The sequence below is a fragment of the Streptomyces sp. SAS_281 genome (assembly GCF_052542855.1).
The window spans coordinates 1-15225 of sequence record NZ_JBMNDO010000024.1 but is presented as its reverse complement, the minus strand read 5'-3'; the positions used below and the strand labels follow the sequence as shown (position 1 = coordinate 15225).

Sequence of the window (15225 nt, the reverse complement as noted above, 5' to 3'; positions counted from 1 at the left end):
CGAGCGCCCTACCGGCCCCACGGCGCACCACCCCTCGCAGACGGAACCCGTGCGGGGGCGGCGACCCCGACCAGCCGCAGGACCGAATACCCACTGCCCCCGGCAGTGCGCCGGCCCCTGTCTCCTCCCTCGTCGGCCAAGCACGCCCCCGTACTCCCGCACCGTCCGGAAGCGACACGCGCCACGACGTGCGAGGCACACGATGACCTCCCGACCCGGCCCCGGCATGCCGGCAACCGGTCCCGGTGAGACGACGCTCGGCGAGCACGTACTCGGCCAACTTCGCCGCCTGGGCACCACGGTGGGCCTGAGCAAGGCGGACACCGAGCTGTACGGACAGGTCCTGATCGACTCCCTCACCGGCGCCGCTGACCGGCCGCTCTCCCTGCCGCCGGCCTCGCCCACCTTCCTCTCCGATGACCACACGCCCGTCGAGTTCTCGCTCGCCGCCGCTCCGGATGCCGCCCCGGCCCTGCGCGTGCTCGTGGAGCCCGGATGGGCCCACAGCGACATGGTCGACAGCGGCCGCGCCGGGCTTGCGGCCATCCGCGCCATGGGCGCCCGCTGGGGCTTCTCCACCGACCGGCTCGACGCCCTGGCCGACCTTTTCTTCCCCGCTGCAGCGCAGGGCCCCCTGGCCCTGTGGTATGCGCTCGACCTGCGCGCCGGAGGGGTCCCAGGGGTCAAGGTCTACCTGAACCCCTCCGCCTCCGGCCCGGACAACGCGGCCCGCACCGTGCGCGAGGCACTGCTGCGGCTCGGCTACGACCGGGCCTTCGAGCACCTGCCCCCGGCGGCGGGCTACCCGTTTCTCGCTCTGGACCTGGGCGCCTGGGCGTCCCCCCGCGTCAAGGTCTACGTGAGACACCCGCGCATGTCAGCCGACGACGCCTGCGCGCTCAGCCGTACCTCCGGCGCCACAGCGGCGGACATCCGCTACTTCTTCCACGCGGCCGCGGGCTCCCTCGCGCCGTCCGGACGTGGCGAGAACGAGACCCTGCGACTGGTGCGGCGGCCGGCGCTCACGTGCCACTCCTTCACCGCGGGCGACAGCAACCCGAGCGGCTTCACGCTCCACATCCCCGTTCGCGACTACGTGCGCGATGACGAAGAGGCCCTCGCCCGCGCCACAGCCCTGCTGACCCGGGCCGGTACGGACCCCAGCGTCCTGAACCGAAGTCTGGGAGCGCTCACACAGCGAACCCTCGCGGACGGCGTGGGACTGATCGCCTACCTGGCCCTGGTGTACGAGCGCAACCGCCCGCCCCGGCTCACCTCCTACCTGAGTGCCGAGGCCTACCGTGTCCGGCCGCCGCAGGAGCAGTACCAGCGGCACCCCTGGATGCCTGCGCAACGCACTCAGAGCGTCATGAACCTCGGGCACCGGGCCGTCGGCCACGTCAGCCCGCACAGCACACAGAAGGAAGTCACGTGGAGCCCTACCGCATCAAGGTCGTAGAACCTCTTGCCTTCACCACCCGGGAGGAGCGCGAGGCCGCGCTGAAGCGGGTCGCCTACAACCCCTTCGACCTGCGGGCCGACGAAGTCACCATCGACCTGTTGAGCGACTCCGGGACAGGTGCCATCTCCGCAGACCAGCTGGCCGCAGGGATGCAGGGCGACGAGTCCTACGCCGGCAGCCGCTCCTTCTACCGGTGGCACGAGGTCGTCTCCGAACTCACCGGCTACCCCCACATCCTGCCGGCCCACCAAGGCCGCGCGGCCGAGCGCATCCTCTTCTCCTCTCTGCTGCGGCCCGGCACGAGCGTGCTGTCCAACACGCACTTCGACACCACCCGCGCCAACGTCGAACTGACCGGCTGCACGGCGTACGACCTGCCCTGCGCCGAGGCGAAGGACCTCGACAGCGACTTTCCGTTCAAGGGCAACATCGACCTGATCGCCCTCGAACAGGCCCTGGAGAATGCGGACCGGACGCCCGTCGCGGCCGTGCTGATGACCATCACCAACAACGGCGGCGGCGGCCAGCCGGTCAGCATGGACAACCTGCGCCGCACCGCCGAACTGTGCCGCCGCCACAACGTGCCGATGGTCCTCGACGCGGCCCGGTTCGCGGAGAATGCCTGGCTGGTGACCCAGCGCGAACCCGGCTACGCCGACCGCACCCCGCGCCAGGTCGCCGAGGAAGCCTTCCGCCTCGCAGACGCCTGCGTCATGAGCGCGAAGAAGGACGGGATCGTCCACATCGGCGGCTTCATCGGCCTGAAGGACGCCGAACTCGCCGAGCGGTGCGGGGGTCTGCTCATCGCCACCGAAGGTTTCACCACCTACGGCGGTCTGTCCGGACGTGACCTCGACATGATGGCCCGCGGCCTCCTCGAAGTGACCGAGCCGGCCTACCTCGCCGAGCGTGCCGACATAGCCGCCTATCTCGCCGCCCGCATCCGCGAGGCCGGCGTCGACATCGTGGAACCCTCCGGTCTGCACGCCCTCTACGTCAACGCCGGGCGCCTCCTGCCCCACATCCCTCCGCACCAGTACCCCGGCACCGCACTCGTCTGCGAGCTCTACCTGCGCGGAGGCATCCGCTCGGCGGAGCTGGGGTCGCTGTATCTCGGCGAGGAGGACGAGCAGGGCAACCCTGTCAGGACGGCGCCATACGAACTTGTACGGCTGGCTCTCCCCCGACGGGTCTACACCCGCAGCCACTACGACCACGTTGCCGCCACTCTGGCAGATGTCGCAAAGAATCCTGAATCGGTCCGTGGATACCGGGTCACGGGCCAGTCCCCGATCCTCCGACACTTCAGCATCAAGCTGGAGCCCGTGAAGTCCGGCGACTGATCAGCACTCTTCGCTCCTTACGACGCGAGCCCGGCCATCAGATCCTGAAGCGGTGCGGATCGACCGGCCGTACCGGTCCAGCGACAGCGTGGCAGCCAAGGGACGGCCCCACCCCGGTGAGGGGTGGGGCCGTCCTCCGTTCCTGCGCACTCGCAGGACCCCCGACCACCCGCCCCGCGGCGCCGGGGGCGACGCCCCAGCCGCGCGACGTCGATGCTGCACCCCGACGGCTGATGGGTGCCGGCCCGCGCTGTGGTTCCGCAGCAGGTCTTCGACTCGAGCTCGACGTCCCGGAGCCGGGCCACAGCCCATCATCCGTACGTACGGCGGCCTTGTGTGGCACGTTCCGGCTCGTCCGGCGCCGGACCCTGAAGTTTTTCCGCCGGGAGCCCGGGTACGCGGTCGCGGACAGAGGACCGCGGCACTCCGGCGGAGGGGTGCGACCGAACAGAGGAGTAGCCATGCTGAAGGCGATCGCGGATGTGTTCCGTTCCATCGGGGGCGCCATCGCCACGGTGGTCACGCTGCCGTTCCGGGCCGTCGCCCGGCTGTTCAGCGGTGCGTCGAGCACCGCCCACGGTCACCACTGAGCGCGCGCCGACTCGTCGCCACGGGTCTTCGAGGGGCGGTTCCGGAGAGGTCCGGAGCCGCCTTTCGGCGTTTCGGGGGGCCCGTGCTTCGCCCCGGCCGGCCTGCCGGACAGGTGCGCTGTGCGGGGCCGGCGACAGCGATGCGCCGACGCCCCCGTGCCGGAAGTTGGCATCGCGTGCACGGTTTCCTGGCAACCCGCGCAGACCTTCGTGGATGCCCGGAAGGGCTCGACGGCCGGCAGGACAGGCAGGCCCGTATTCGCGCCGCGCCACGCGCTTGAACTGCTGCGGAGCTGTCGTACGCCCGATCTATTCTGTCCCTCGCGCCGCGTCGGTCCGGGGGAGGAGACGACGCGTGGGGCGCACATGACGAGGGGGGCTCTTGCATGTCGAACGCGAAGTCGGATCCGAAGAACCCGGCACTGGATGCCACGGCAGCGGTCCGCGCACAACTGGGCGCGGAGATGCGGAGGATCAAGGAGGGCGCCCAGCTCAGCTTCGGCGGGCTGGCCGGCCGTACGCACTACAGCCGCTCCTCGTGGGAGAGGTTTCTCAACGGCAAGCAGCTGCCGACCCCCGTGGCGGTCGAGCAGTTGGCCGCCGTGGCGGGCACCCCGCCGGAACCCCTGCTCGACCTGCTGGCCAGGGCGGGCGCGCCGGTCGAGGACCCGGCGCCGGTCACGGGTGGCCGGGACCGGCCCCCGGCCACGCGCACCGCCGCCGGTGACCCCGCCGCCGAGGCGCGGACGCCGGGCGAGCGGCCCGCGGTGTCGTGGCGGCGGCGCTGCGCGGTGATCGGTTACATCGCGGCGGGCGCCCTGATGGGCTCGGTGGCGACCGGGCTGCTCTCCCCGTACCTCGCGGGAGCGGACCAGGGCTCGAACGCCACGAAGACCCGTGCCGAGGACAAGAAGGCGGGCGGACAGGGCGCGGACCTCGTCCCGGGCGCCGGGGACATCCAGGTCAAGTGCACGTCGGACACCTGCTGGCGCAACGATCCCCAGGCCATGGAGTGCCAGTGGGACGCGAAGACCGTCAAGAGCACCTACCTGCGCGGCATGCAGATCGAACTGCGCTACAGCGCCGCCTGCCAGGCGGTCTGGGGGCGGATCGAGGGCGGGGCCGTCGGCGACAAGGTGATCATCAAGGACGTCCGGGGGATGGAGCTGGACGCCTTCATCCGTTTCGAGCACGACTCGTACACCAAGATGCTCGGGGTCTCCAAGGATGCGCCGCTCGACTCCATGAGCGTGTGCGGCGAGATCCCCTCGGAGAAGCAGATGCAGTGCGCGCCGAAGGGAACGGCCAGGATGCCCTGACGGCCGAAGCGCGCCCGGACCGTAGAGCGGTTCGGGCGACGCACCGTCAAACCGCTTCCTTCACGCCCATTGTCCCGGTCGCTGGGGCGCGCGTGGTGAAAGTGACGGTAGCAGGCGGTTGAGACCCGGTGCGGACAGTCGGGAGGGTCAGCGCGCCCCGCGTATCCGCAGCGGGGTGTAGACCACGAGCGCCGCGAGGAACGCCACCCCGTACGCCAGGTCCGCCCCGTGCAGCGCCTCGGCCACCGGGCCCACGTACAGGCCGGTGCTCATGAACGGCACCGCCGCCGCGAAGGCCGCGGCGAACGCGGCGAGCGCCGGCCACCACGGGCGCGGCCGGGCGTGCTCGGCCGCGAGGTCGACGGAGGCGCCCCGCCGGGCCCGGGCGCGCACCAGCCAGTCCACGGAGACGATCGCCACGAAGCCGGGGATCCAGTAGCCGACGAGGAGCAGCACGTTCTGGAAGCGGGCCGTCGTGTCCGCCGCGTGCATCCACAGCACCAGTGGGAACCCCAGGACGGCGGCGAGCGCCGCGGCCACCGGGCGCGGCAGGCGTACCCCCATGGTCTGCAGCGCGAGCGAACCGCTGTAGTCGTTCATCGCGTTGCTGCACAGCGCGGCCAGCGCCACCGCGAGCAGCCCGAACGCCCCGAGCGCGCCCCCGCCGAGCAGCGAGTCCACGCCGCGCGCGGTCTGGTCCGTGAGGACCGAGGCCCCCCACAGCCCGATCGTCTGGACCGCCACGAAGGAGACGCTGATCCCGCCCAGCGTGCACCAGAACATGCGCGCCCGGGACGTGTCGCGCGGCAGGTAGCGGCTGAAGTCGCTCGCGTACGGCGCCCAGGACAGTGCCAGGCTCAGGGCGATGGTGCAGGTCAGGACGAACGCCCCGGCCCGGTCCGCGCCGTGCACGGTCGAGGCGGTCACCGGGTCCACCCCGCGCAGGAGCTTGGTGGCGAGCACCGCGAAGGCCGCGGCCAGGGCGAAGGTCATCACGGTCTGGAGCCGGTGGATCACCTCGTAACCCAGCACCCCGAGCGCGCCCTGCGCGGCCATCATCACCAGGACCCCCAGCCAGAACGGCCAGCCGCACAGCTGTGCCAGCGCGTCCCCGCCGAACAGGCCGATCAGGGCGTCCCAGGCGATGGACGACAGCCATTGCAGCGCGCCCGGCAGTACCACGCCCGGCCCGAACGCCAGCCTGGCGAGCGGTAGTTGCCCGGATCCGGTGCGGCTGCCCCAGGTGCCCAGATACGCGGTCGGCGCGGCGCCGGCGAGGGTGCCGAGCACGACGGCGGCGAGAGCCGTCGCGAAGTCCAGGCCGAGCGCGATGCCGACGGTGCCGGTGAAGACGCCGGTCATGGTCAGGTTGGGCGCGAACCAGACGGTGAACAGCCGGCCCGCCCGGCCGTAGCGGCGGTCCTCGGGGACCGGGGCTATCCCGTGCGCCTCGATGCGCAGATCGCCGGGGGCGGTGGGCATGCGCCCGCCGAAAGCGACGCGCTCGTCCTGGGCATGCGGCAACGACATGAAGACATCCCTCCGCCAGTGCTAACTGGTTCAGGTTCGACGGGTGTGATCTCAGCCCTCGTACGGGGCACCCCGTGTCCGGTGTGGCGGCCAGAATAGCGCCGGCCTGCGCGACGTCGTCGCGGGGGTCGGCCGGTCCCGGTCGAGCTCAGCCGAAGAGCTTCGTCACGAACGCGCGGAGGTTGTCGGCCGTGCGGGCGATCTGCTCCTCCGTGCTCAGGCTCTCCTTGAACCGGGCCCCCGAGGCCACCGCCTTCTTCCCGCGCACGTACAGCGAGCAGGCCAGGTCGGTGCACATGTACAGGCCGACCGAATTGCCGTCGCGCCCGGCGGGCCCGGTCTTGCGGGCGGTCATCAGGGAGACCCCGCCGCCGGGGTGGGTGGTCAGGCAGAGCGAGCACATGCTCCGGTGCAGGAAGCCGCGCTGCTGGGACGGGAAGCGCAGCGAGATCCCGGCGGGCTCGCCCTCGTGCTCGGTGACGATGTAGCTGCGCCCCGGCGCGGACAGGTCGCGCCAGCCGAGGAAGTCGAGGTCGTCCCACGGCAGCTCCTCGAAGTCGCGGGGGAGCGGCAGACGCTTGGCCTCCCCCTTGGAGCAATTCACGAACGATGAGCGGATGTCCTGCTCGGTCAGGGCCTTCATGGACACGAAGCTAACTCTGCCTATGACCCCTAGGCAAACGATTAATGCGGTTAGGGCTTCACCTGGGCATCTTCGGGTGCGACGGGAAGGCAGTGCACGGGCGGGTGCGGGATGCCGAGGTCCGGGCGCCAGGCCGCGAGGATCTGCGCCGACGGATCGAAGAGCGGCGACGGGAGCGCGTCGAGCGGCGTCCACTCCCAGGTGCTGATCAGATGCGGCTCCGTCACGCGCGCCGTGCCGGTGTCCACGCGCACCAGGGCGGCCATCGTCACGCGGTTGATCCCGCCGAGGGCGTCGTGCAGCATCGCGAAGACGGTGACCTCGTCCTCGGGGACGGTCAGCCCGGTCTCCTCGCGCAGTTCCCGCACGGCCGCCGCCGCGACCGACTCCGGCACCGGGTCGACCTTGCCGCCGGGCAGCTCCCAGGTGCCGCTGTGGTGCCGGCCGAGCAGGATCCGGCCCCGCGCGTCCTGCACGACGACGCCGACGCCCAGCGCCGCCTGAGCCTTGGGTGGCTGGGTGTTGCGGGACGGGGCGAGGGGGTTCCCGGTGGCCATGGTGCTCCTTCGGAGGGGGCGGTGGGCGTCGAGCCTACGGGGGCGTGCCCCGTCCGCCCCGCCCTCATACCGCCAGCCGCAGCGAGGTCTCCGAGACGCCGAGCCGTACGCTCTGCCCCCACGTCAGCTCCAGCGCGTCCGCCTCCATGCCGTCGCCGAACACCACCACACGGTCCGACTCCACGGTCAGCCGCAGCCCCTGCCCGGGCCCCAGCTCGCCCGAGACGAACGACGTACCGGTCGACGGCGAGGGCCACGCCTCCCGGACGAACCAGAGCAGCCGGGGGTCGGCGGGCCCGGGCAGCGGGAGGGTGCTGCGGCGCTCCTGCCAGAGCGAGCGCAGCCAGCCGGTCGCCCCGGTGCCGGTGCCGACGAGGACGCCGGAGGACGCCTGCGGCTCGGCCGGGGAGTCCGCCGTGTCGGGCCCGAGCCGGTAGCGGGCCGTCTGGTGGCCGGGCGGGCCGAGGTAGACCTCGTTCAGGGCGAGCAGCCGCTGCGTGTCGTCCGCCACCGCCTCCACCATCGTCAGCGCGTCGGCCCGCCCGCCGGGCGCCACCGCCGCCCGCATCAGCGCCCCCGCGTCGGCCGGGCGGTGGCGGACCAGGACGCCGGGGTTGCGGCCCGGATCGGTGTCGATGCCGATGACCGGCTGACCGGACAGGTACTTCGCGGCGTTGGCGACCAGGCCGTCCTGCCCGACGACCACCACCACGTCCTCGGGCGCGAACAGGAACCGGTCCAGGTCGCTCCGCTCCACCCGGCAGTGCCGCCAGGTGAGCGGAACGGCCGCCGCCGCGTCCGCCAGGGCCTGCCGGGTCCGCTCGTGACGGCGGGCCACCTCCTCGATGGACCGGCCCCGCGCGCCCAGCACGAACGCGGCCTGGCCGCGCGTGCCGTGGCGGGCGAGCAGTTCCTCGTACTCCGTGGTGCGGTGGACCAGGACCGCCCGCGGGGCCAGGCTCACGCCCCGGCCTCCGGCCGGCCCAGCTTGCTGAGCAGGCCCGTGAGCACGTCCGGCGACAGGGTGAGGCTGTCGATGTGCGGCAGGTTCTCGGCGAGCCGGGTGGCCGCCAGCGCGTGCAGCGTCGCGGCCTCCACCTCGCCGTGCGCCCGCAGCCAGGCCGCCTGGGCCTCGGCGCGCGCCGCGCCCACCTGCCGGGCCGCCTCCGCCTCGGCGCCCGCGAGCCGCACCGTGCGGGCGGCCTCCGCCTCGGCGCGCACCCCGTCGGCGGCGGCGCTCTCCTCGGCCTCCCGGCGGGCGTTGGTGCCGCGCTGCTCGACGAGCTGTTCCTCGCGCCGGGCCAGCTCGATCTGGCTGGCGAGCTCGTTCTCCGCGATGGTCCGCTCGCGCTCGACGGCCACGGCCCGCCGTTCGTACGTGGCCCGGTCGGCCTCCTGCTGGATCAGCTCGCGGGCGGGCGTGCGCAGGGCGCGCTCCACCTCGGCCTCGGGGCGGATGGCGACGACGCGCACGGCCACCACGTCGATGCCGGTGGCGGGGAGCCTCGGCTCGGCGGCGAGACCGGCCGCCACCCGCTCGCGGACGGCGGCGACGCCGTCCACCAGGGCGCCGGCCAGCGGGGTGCGGGCCAGCACGTCCAGGGTGTGCTGCTGGGCGGTCTCGGTGAGGAGGGTGGCGATCTGTTCGAGGGGTGCGCCGCGCCAGGCTCCGGTGTCCGGATCGACGGAGAAGTCGAGGCGGGCGGCTGCCTCGGCCGGATCGCTGATGCGGTAGGTGACGGTGGCCTGGACGGTGACGTCCTGGAAGTCGGAGGTGCGCGCGTGGAACGCCATGGCCAGCTCGCGGTCGTTGACCGGCACCTCGGAGAGCGCGGCGCTCAGCGACCGGTACCAGAAGCTCAGTCCTGCCCCGTCGTGGACCAGCTCGCCGCGCTTGTGGTGGCGGATGTGCGCGGTGGGCGCGGAGCGGAGATGGCGCCAGCCGAAGCGGCGGGTGATGTCGGCCATTGGGGACCCCCCTGATCTCTTTCTCGTCATGACGACGATAAAGCGGGTCCCCTCTTATCGTCAAGAGGACGAATAGGGCGGTTGCCGGGTACGCGAACGGCCGGTGACTTCGGAGAAGTCACCGGCCGGCCGGGTGCGCGCCGCCCCCGTCCCCACGGTGCGGCGCGGGCGGGCCGCCGCCATCCGCTCGGACGACGGCCCACGTCTGTCAGGACCCGGACGCCGGGGCGTCCAGGCCGAGTGCGGGCAGGACCGCGCCCGCCACGAAGCGGACGAGGTACGTCTCGTCCGCGTGGGCCCCCATGAGCATCGGGCGGGCCCGCATCACACCGAGCAGCTGCGCGGCGACGAACTCCGCCGCCGGGTTGTCCGGCGCCACCTCGCCGCGCTCCACTCCCCGTCGTACGAGCGCGTCGATCGCGGCCAGCTCCGGCAGGATGAGCGACTCGCGCAGGGCGCACAGCAGCTCCGGGCTCTGGAGTGCCGCATGGCTCAGAGCGAGCATCAGCGGCGTGTCGCGGCCCGCACCTTCACCGATCGCCCGGGCCGCCTCCATCAGGTCACCCGCCAGTGAACCGGTGTCGATCTTCCGCAGGGCGCCCCGCCGGGTGCCGTGCAGGGCGGCCACCACCAGCTCGGGCTTCGAGCCCCACTGGCGGTAGAGCGTGGACTTGCCGCAGCGGGACCGTGCGGCGACCCCCTCCATGGTCAGCGACTCGTAGCCGTTCTCCCTCAGCATGTCGAGCACGGCGGTGTAGAGCTCCTGGGCCCGCTCCGGCGTGATCTTCGACCGGCGCTGCGCGGGGGGCTGCTCCTGCTCGGTCTGCTGCGGCGACATGTGCCTTCCCTCTCTGCGACTCTGCGACGAGGTCCATCGATACGCCAGTGTACCGATACGCGTGTGTACCGATACGCCGCCGTATCGGTACACTGGCGTATCGATAAGGGCGGACGTCCGCCGAAGCGCATCAGCAAAGGGGCACCGGGTGAAGTACACCGGCACCACGCCCGCCCATCGGAAGCCGGACAGCTTCGCCCGCCCGCCCCTGGTCCGCGAGCTTCTTCTCGTCGTCGGGCTCTTCCTGGTCTACAAGCTCGGCCGCCAGGCGGCCAACGGCCATGTGGACGAGGCGTTCCACAACGCGGGCCGGGTCTGGGACGTCGAGCGCGCCGTGCACCTGCCCGGCGAGGGCGCCGTCCAGGGTCTGCTGCTGCACGACGAGACGCTGATCCACCTCGCGAACACCTACTACGCGACCGTGCACTTCCCGGCCACGCTGCTCTTCCTGATCTGGCTGTACTGGCGCAGCCCCCGCCACTACGTCTGGGCGCGCCGCGTCCTCGCCGCGCTCACCGGCGCCGCGCTCGCCCTGCACCTGCTCTTCCCGCTCGCCCCGCCGCGCCTGCTCGCAGCCACCCACCTCGTGGACACCGGCCGGGTGTACGGGCCTTCGGTGTACGGCGCCCAGCCGGCCACCGACTCCATGGCCAACCAGTTCGCCGCGATGCCCTCACTGCACTTCGGCTGGGCTGTCATGGTCGGCGTCGGCCTGGTCGTGGCCACCCGGTCCCGGTGGCGCTGGCTGTGGCTGCTGCACCCGGCGATCACCCTGTTCGTCATCGTCGGAACCGCCAACCACTACTGGCTCGACTCGATCGTGGTGGCCGCGCTGCTCTCCGTGGCGCTCGCCGCGCTCCGCCTCCCGCGCGCCGAACCGGTCCGCCCGCCGCAGCCGTGGCCGTCCGTCGTACGGCAGCGGGAGCACGCCGCCGCGTACGCCGCCTCCGGGGCGCACCGGTGAACGCCACCCTCGCCGCCGTCGCGCTCTCCCTCGTCTCCGCCGCCGCCTACGCCGCCGCCGCGGTCGCCCAGGCCCGGCTGGCCGGCCGCACCGCGCCCGGCACCGGCACGCTCCGGCTCCTCGGGCGCGGCGCCTGGTGGTGCGCGGTCGGCCTGAACGCGGGCGGCGCGCTGCTGCACGTGGCCGCCCTGAAGTACGGCCCGCTCACCCTGGTCCAGCCGCTCGGCGCGCTGACCCTGGTGGCGGCCGTCCCGCTCGGCGCCCGGGCCGCGGGCCGCCGGGTCACGATGACCGAGTGGCGCGGCACCCTCCTCACCCTGCTCGGCCTCGGCGCCCTGCTCCTGACGGCGGGCGGCGCCGCCCCGCACGAGACCCTGACCATGACCGAGGCGCTGGCCGTGGGCGCCGGGACCATGGCGCTCGTCGCCGGGCTCAGCCGCCCCGGCGCCCGCCCCGGGCTGCGGCACGCGGCGGCCTCGGGCATCACGTCGGGTGTCGCCTCCGCGCTCACCCAGACCCTCACCGTCGCGGTGACCGACCACACCGGGCCACTGCTCGACGCACGCCTGGTGATCGTCGCCGTGCTGGTCTCCGCCTTCGCGATGGGCGGGCTGCTGCTCTCCCAGACCGCCTACCGGGGCGGCCTCGGGGCCCCGCTCGCCGTCGTCACCCTGGCCAACCCGGTCGCCGCGGCGGCCATCGGCCTGGCGCTGCTGGGGGAGAGGTTCCAGGGCGGACCGGCCGGTCTGGTCCCGGCGCTGCTCGGCACGGTGGCGGCGGTCCGGGGCGTGGTCCTGCTCACCCGCGCCCCGGCGCAGACCGCCCCCGCGGTGGCCGGTGCCGCGCCGGCCACCCCGTCGCGGGTGGTGATCAGCGGCCCCCGCGTCGCGCGCCGCGAGCAGCGCCGCCGGGTGGGCGCGGGGCGCCACTGAGGCGCAGCCGTTACGCGGGGTAATCCGCGAGCGCCCGGGTGATCCACCCGATCCAGAAGTTCTCCAGGTCGATCCCGCCCCGCAGCACCAGGTGCCGCAGCCGGTCCCCGGGGGTGTCGCGCTCCGGCGGGAAGTCCCGGATCTCGATCGCCTCGTACTCCGCCAGCTGGCGCCGGTGCAGTTCCAGATGGCGGCGCAGCTCCGCGTCGAGGCCGGGAGCCCCGACGACCGCCGCCGCCCGCATCCGCAGCAGCAGCGGATCGCGGACCTGCTTGGGATCCTCCTGCCGTGCGACCCACGCGGACAGCGCCTCGCGGCCCGCCGGCAGCACCTCGTACTCCTTCTTCTGCCCGCGGGCGGGCTGCGCGGGCTCCAGAGCCCTGATCTGCCCGGCCTGCTCCAGCTTGCCCAGCTCGCGGTAGATCTGCTGGTGCGTCGCCGACCAGAAGTAGCCGATCGACCGGTCGAACCTGCGGGTCAGTTCGAGCCCCGACGAGGGTTTCTCCAGCAGGGCGGTGAGGATCGCGTGCGGCAGTGACATGGGGTGCATCCTAGGGACGGCCGGGCGGGCCCGGCCGTCCGGTTCAGAGGGCGGCGGCGAGCTCCGTGCCCTGCCGGATCGCGCGCTTGGCGTCCAGCTCGGCCGCGACGTCGGCGCCCCCGATCAGGTGGACGCCGCGGCCGGCGGCGAGCAGCTCCTCGTACAGGTCCCGGCGGGGGTCCTGGCCGGCGCAGAGCACGATCGTGTCGACCGGCAGTACGTGCCGCTCCCCGCCCACCGTGATGTGCAGGCCCTCGTCGTCGATCCGGTCGTACGTGACGCCCGCGGTCATCGTGACGCCGCGGTGGCGCAGCTCGGTGCGGTGGATCCAGCCGGTCGTCTTCCCGAGGCCCGCGCCGACCTTGCTCGCCTTGCGCTGGAGGAGATGGACGGTGCGCGTGGTCCTCGGGCGCTCCGGGGCCGCGAGGCCGCCGCGCTCGCGGTACTCCGTGTCGACGCCCCACTGCCGGAAGAACACCTCCGGGTCGAGGCTCGCCTCCTCGCCGCCGTCCGTCAGGAACTCCGCCACGTCGAAACCGATCCCGCCCGCCCCGACGAGCGCGACGCGGTCGCCGACCGGCGCGCCGTGGCGCAGCACGTCGAGGTAGCTGACGACGCTCGGGTGGTCGATGCCGGGGATCGCGGGGGTGCGGGGCGTGACCCCGGTGGCCAGCACGACCTCGTCGTAGCCGTCGAGGTCCCCGGCACCGGCCGGGGCGCCCAGCCGCAGTACGACCTTCTCCTCCGCGAGCCGGGTGCGGAAGTAGCGGAGCGTCTCGTCGAACTCCTCCTTGCCGGGGACCCGTCGGGCCACGTTCAGCTGACCGCCGATCTCCTCGGCCGCGTCGAAGAGCGTCACCTCGTGGCCGCGCTCGGAGGCCGTGACCGCGCAGGCAAGACCGGCGGGCCCGGCGCCGACGACGGCGACGCGTTTGCGGGTGCGGGTCGGCGACAGGACGAGTTCGGTCTCGTGGCAGGCGCGCGGATTGACCAGGCAGGAGGTGACCTTGCCGCTGAAGATGTGGTCCAGGCACGCCTGGTTGCAGCCGATGCAGGTGTTGATCGCGTCCGCGCGGCCCGCCGCCGCCTTCGCGACGAAGTCGGGGTCGGCGAGGAACGGGCGGGCCATCGACACCATGTCCGCACGGCCCGACGCGAGGACCTGCTCGGCCACCTCGGGGGTGTTGATCCGGTTGCTCGTCACCAGCGGTACGGAGACGGCCCCGCGCACCTTCTCGGTGACCCAGGTGAACGCGGCCCGGGGCACCGAGGTCGCGATGGTGGGGATACGGGCCTCGTGCCAGCCGATGCCGGTGTTGATGATCGTCGCGCCGGCCGCCTCGATCTCCCGGGCCAGGTGCACGACCTCCTCCAGGGACGAGCCGCCTGGCACCAGGTCCAGCATCGACAGCCGGTAGATGATGATGAAGTCGTCGCCGACCCGCTCGCGGACCCGGCGCACGGTCTCGACGGGGAAGCGGATGCGGTTCTCGTACGAGCCGCCCCAGCGGTCCTCGCGGTGGTTGGTCGCCGAGGCGATGAACTCGTTGATCAGATAACCCTCGGAGCCCATGATCTCGACGCCGTCGTACCCCGCGCTCCGGGCCAGCGCCGCCGCCGTCGCGAAGTCCTCGATCGTCGCCTCGACCTCGTCGTCGGTCAGGGCGTGCGGCGTGAACGCGCTGATCGGCGCCTTGAGCGCGCTCGGCGCCACCAGGTCCGGGTGGTGCGCGTACCGGCCGAAATGCAGGATCTGCAGGGCGATCCGGCCGCCCGCCTCGTGCACCGCCGAGGTCACCCGGGCGTGCTCGGCCGCCTCCGCCTCGGTGGTCATCTTCGCCCCGCCGGGGAACGAGCAGCCCCGTTCGTTCGGCGCGATGCCGCCCGTGACCATGAGGCCGACGCCGCCCCGGGCGCGCTCGGCGTAGAAGGCCGCCATGCGCTCGAAACCGTTCTCGACCTCTTCGAGGCCGACGTGCATCGACCCCATCAGGACCCTGTTCGGCAGGGTGGTGAACCCGAGGTCGAGCGGGCTCAGAAGGTGCGGGTACGGGCTCATGCGGCGGCTCCTCGGTGTGGCGTCGCCCCAGTTCTAGACCACCGCCGCGCCATTGTGCAACATGTTGCACAATGGCGTTCGTCGCACTGTGTCACGGCTCACGGCCCGGGGTGAGTCGCCCGGATGGAGTAACACCGCGGTTTGCGTGCTCCGCGCGGCGCGGAGAGTGGAGTCGTACCGAATCGAGGGGCCCGCGTCGTCAGGGCGGGGCCCCGGAACCCACCGGAGACCCCCATGGGCTGCGTCAACCGTCACGACCTAGGTCTGCTCGTCCTGCGCGCCGGCACCGGCGCGGTGCTCGTCGCGCACGGCGCCCAGAAACTCTTCGGCTGGTTCGGCGGCGGGGGAATCGAGGGGACCACCGCCGCGATGGAGGCGATGGGCTTCCATCCGCCGAAGCACAGCGCGCTCGCCGCCGGGCTCGGCGAGGCGGGCGGCGGCGCACTGCTCGCCCTGGGCCTGGCCACGCCGGCCGCCGG

15 protein-coding genes and 1 riboswitch are annotated in these 15225 nt (G+C 73.0%); of the genes, 7 read left to right on the top strand and 8 right to left on the bottom strand.

Annotation, left to right across the window (positions count from 1 at the left end; translation table 11 throughout):
• The first annotated feature begins 202 nt into the window (after positions 1–202).
• The 4 genes from ACN6LM_RS11770 (at position 203) to ACN6LM_RS11755 (ending at position 4714) form a co-directional block, all read left to right on the top strand.
• Positions 203–1459: a tryptophan dimethylallyltransferase family protein gene (locus tag ACN6LM_RS11770; protein ID WP_445065272.1), complete on the top strand. Its 1257-nt coding sequence runs from the start codon at positions 203–205 to the stop codon at positions 1457–1459.
• Positions 1432–2805, top strand: a complete 1374-nt coding sequence (locus tag ACN6LM_RS11765; protein ID WP_445065271.1) for a tryptophanase — start codon at positions 1432–1434, stop codon at positions 2803–2805. The genes ACN6LM_RS11770 and ACN6LM_RS11765 overlap by 28 nt, the downstream gene beginning before the upstream one ends.
• A 461-nt stretch (positions 2806–3266) precedes the next feature.
• On the top strand, positions 3267–3395 hold the full coding sequence (locus ACN6LM_RS11760) for an LPFR motif small protein (RefSeq protein ID WP_275408390.1): 129 nt from the start codon (positions 3267–3269) through the stop codon (positions 3393–3395).
• A gap of 386 nt (positions 3396–3781) precedes the next feature.
• Positions 3782–4714, top strand: a complete 933-nt coding sequence (locus tag ACN6LM_RS11755) for a helix-turn-helix domain-containing protein (protein ID WP_445065270.1) — start codon at positions 3782–3784, stop codon at positions 4712–4714.
• A 147-nt stretch (positions 4715–4861) separates the two neighbouring features.
• On the opposite strand, the gene ACN6LM_RS11750 is transcribed toward ACN6LM_RS11755, so the two are convergent.
• The 6 genes from ACN6LM_RS11750 to ACN6LM_RS11725 all read right to left on the bottom strand — a co-directional run bounded on the left by ACN6LM_RS11750 (position 4862) and on the right by ACN6LM_RS11725 (position 10250).
• Positions 4862–6244, bottom strand: a complete 1383-nt coding sequence (locus tag ACN6LM_RS11750) for a purine-cytosine permease family protein (protein WP_445065269.1) — start codon at positions 6242–6244, stop codon at positions 4862–4864.
• A riboswitch (TPP riboswitch) is annotated at positions 6235–6329 on the bottom strand. (Overlaps the previous gene by 10 nt.)
• Before the next feature lie 63 nt (positions 6330–6392).
• Positions 6393–6887 carry an FBP domain-containing protein gene (locus ACN6LM_RS11745; RefSeq protein ID WP_445065268.1) on the bottom strand — a complete coding sequence of 165 codons (495 nt, stop codon included), beginning with the start codon at positions 6885–6887 and terminating at the stop codon, positions 6393–6395.
• A gap of 50 nt (positions 6888–6937) precedes the next feature.
• Positions 6938–7444, bottom strand: coding sequence for a nucleotide triphosphate diphosphatase NUDT15 (locus tag ACN6LM_RS11740; RefSeq protein WP_445065267.1), 507 nt, complete (start codon positions 7442–7444; stop codon positions 6938–6940).
• A gap of 64 nt (positions 7445–7508) precedes the next feature.
• Complete coding sequence (locus tag ACN6LM_RS11735) at positions 7509–8408, bottom strand: hypothetical protein (RefSeq protein ID WP_445065266.1); 900 nt, start codon at positions 8406–8408, stop codon at positions 7509–7511.
• Positions 8405–9412: an SPFH domain-containing protein gene (locus ACN6LM_RS11730; protein WP_445065265.1), complete on the bottom strand. Its 1008-nt coding sequence runs from the start codon at positions 9410–9412 to the stop codon at positions 8405–8407. The genes ACN6LM_RS11735 and ACN6LM_RS11730 overlap by 4 nt, the downstream gene beginning before the upstream one ends.
• 208 nt (positions 9413–9620) lie before the next feature.
• Positions 9621–10250 (bottom strand): TetR/AcrR family transcriptional regulator, encoded by a 630-nt coding sequence (locus ACN6LM_RS11725; protein ID WP_445065264.1) that lies wholly within the window; start codon positions 10248–10250, stop codon positions 9621–9623.
• 148 nt (positions 10251–10398) lie between these two features.
• Here ACN6LM_RS11725 and ACN6LM_RS11720 point away from each other — a divergent pair, with 148 nt between their 5' ends.
• Both ACN6LM_RS11720 and ACN6LM_RS11715 read left to right on the top strand, forming a co-directional pair.
• Entirely contained in the window at positions 10399–11214 is an 816-nt protein-coding gene (locus tag ACN6LM_RS11720) for a phosphatase PAP2 family protein (protein WP_445065263.1), read from the top strand.
• The gene (locus tag ACN6LM_RS11715; protein WP_445065262.1) at positions 11211–12146 is read left to right on the top strand and encodes a hypothetical protein; all 936 of its coding nucleotides are present in this window, start codon (positions 11211–11213) and stop codon (positions 12144–12146) included. Before ACN6LM_RS11720 ends, ACN6LM_RS11715 begins: the two co-directional genes overlap by 4 nt.
• Positions 12147–12156: 10 nt before the next feature.
• Here ACN6LM_RS11715 and ACN6LM_RS11710 read toward each other — a convergent pair whose 3' ends face one another.
• Together ACN6LM_RS11710 and ACN6LM_RS11705 are read right to left on the bottom strand one after the other, a co-directional pair.
• Positions 12157–12687, bottom strand: coding sequence for a PadR family transcriptional regulator (locus ACN6LM_RS11710; protein WP_445065261.1), 531 nt, complete (start codon positions 12685–12687; stop codon positions 12157–12159).
• A 43-nt stretch (positions 12688–12730) separates the two neighbouring features.
• On the bottom strand, positions 12731–14746 hold the full coding sequence (locus tag ACN6LM_RS11705) for an FAD-dependent oxidoreductase (RefSeq protein WP_445065260.1): 2016 nt from the start codon (positions 14744–14746) through the stop codon (positions 12731–12733).
• Positions 14747–14980: 234 nt separating this feature from the next.
• On the opposite strand from ACN6LM_RS11705, the gene ACN6LM_RS11700 reads away from it, so the two are divergent.
• Positions 14981–15225 (top strand): DoxX family membrane protein (locus ACN6LM_RS11700; protein WP_445065259.1); only part of this gene is annotated, 245 nt, incomplete at its 3' end.

Excerpts from the sequence above, each read along its gene's own strand:
- ACN6LM_RS11770 (WP_445065272.1), top strand. The coding sequence starts at position 203 with ATGACCTCCCGACCCGGCCCCGGCATGCCGGCAACCGGTCCCGGTGAG.
- ACN6LM_RS11760 (WP_275408390.1), top strand. The coding sequence starts at position 3,267 with ATGCTGAAGGCGATCGCGGATGTGTTCCGTTCCATCGGGGGCGCCATC.
- ACN6LM_RS11755 (WP_445065270.1), top strand. The coding sequence starts at position 3,782 with ATGTCGAACGCGAAGTCGGATCCGAAGAACCCGGCACTGGATGCCACG.
- ACN6LM_RS11750 (WP_445065269.1), bottom strand. The coding sequence starts at position 6,244 with ATGTCGTTGCCGCATGCCCAGGACGAGCGCGTCGCTTTCGGCGGGCGC.
- ACN6LM_RS11745 (WP_445065268.1), bottom strand. The coding sequence starts at position 6,887 with ATGAAGGCCCTGACCGAGCAGGACATCCGCTCATCGTTCGTGAATTGC.
- ACN6LM_RS11740 (WP_445065267.1), bottom strand. The coding sequence starts at position 7,444 with ATGGCCACCGGGAACCCCCTCGCCCCGTCCCGCAACACCCAGCCACCC.
- ACN6LM_RS11730 (WP_445065265.1), bottom strand. The coding sequence starts at position 9,412 with ATGGCCGACATCACCCGCCGCTTCGGCTGGCGCCATCTCCGCTCCGCG.
- ACN6LM_RS11725 (WP_445065264.1), bottom strand. The coding sequence starts at position 10,250 with ATGTCGCCGCAGCAGACCGAGCAGGAGCAGCCCCCCGCGCAGCGCCGG.
- ACN6LM_RS11710 (WP_445065261.1), bottom strand. The coding sequence starts at position 12,687 with ATGTCACTGCCGCACGCGATCCTCACCGCCCTGCTGGAGAAACCCTCG.
- ACN6LM_RS11705 (WP_445065260.1), bottom strand. The coding sequence starts at position 14,746 with ATGAGCCCGTACCCGCACCTTCTGAGCCCGCTCGACCTCGGGTTCACC.